The following is a 473-nucleotide window of genomic DNA, read 5'->3' as shown; positions in this document are numbered from 1 at the left end:
GACGACGGGCTGTGGCGGAGACAGTGTGCTCAGAGAGACCGGCCGCGTCGACTACGGGCGGGGCAGCGGGGCGCGGGTGGTCAGCGAGCGCACCGGCGGGGGGGGGGACGCCATCACCAGCGGTGCGGGTGCCGACGTGGTGCTCGGCGGTCTCGGTGCCGACACGATCGGCGCGGGCCGTCTGGATACGGATGCCGATGTCGTGTGCGGCGACGACGGCCACGTCACCTTCGATGCGCAGGGCCGTGTGAAGCGGGCCGAGAGCCTCGATCCGGGCTTCGGCGACGACGACACCATCGACGTCGGCGGCGGCGACAACCTCGTGATCGGCGGCACGGGTGCCGACGTCATCACCGCGCTCGGCGGCAACGACATCGTGCTCGGCGACCAGGGCTACGCTCTGTTCGCCGCCGGTGTCCGCGTCGAGGTGGCCTCGACCGAGACCAATGACGGCGGCAACGACCGGATCGAGG

The 473-nt window shown here is 72.1% G+C and carries 1 pseudogene; it reads left to right on the top strand.

Going from position 1 to position 473, the window contains the following annotated elements:
* Positions 1-25 precede the first annotated feature (25 nt).
* Positions 26-473 (top strand): annotated as a pseudogene (locus tag MKK50_RS01110) (hypothetical protein); the annotation flags it as partial.

This window comes from Methylobacterium sp. J-043, assembly GCF_022829505.1.
Lineage (GTDB): Bacteria > Pseudomonadota > Alphaproteobacteria > Rhizobiales > Beijerinckiaceae > Methylobacterium > Methylobacterium extorquens_A.
The sequence above is the reverse complement of the archived record's forward strand: the minus strand, read 5'-3'. Positions and strand labels throughout refer to the sequence as shown.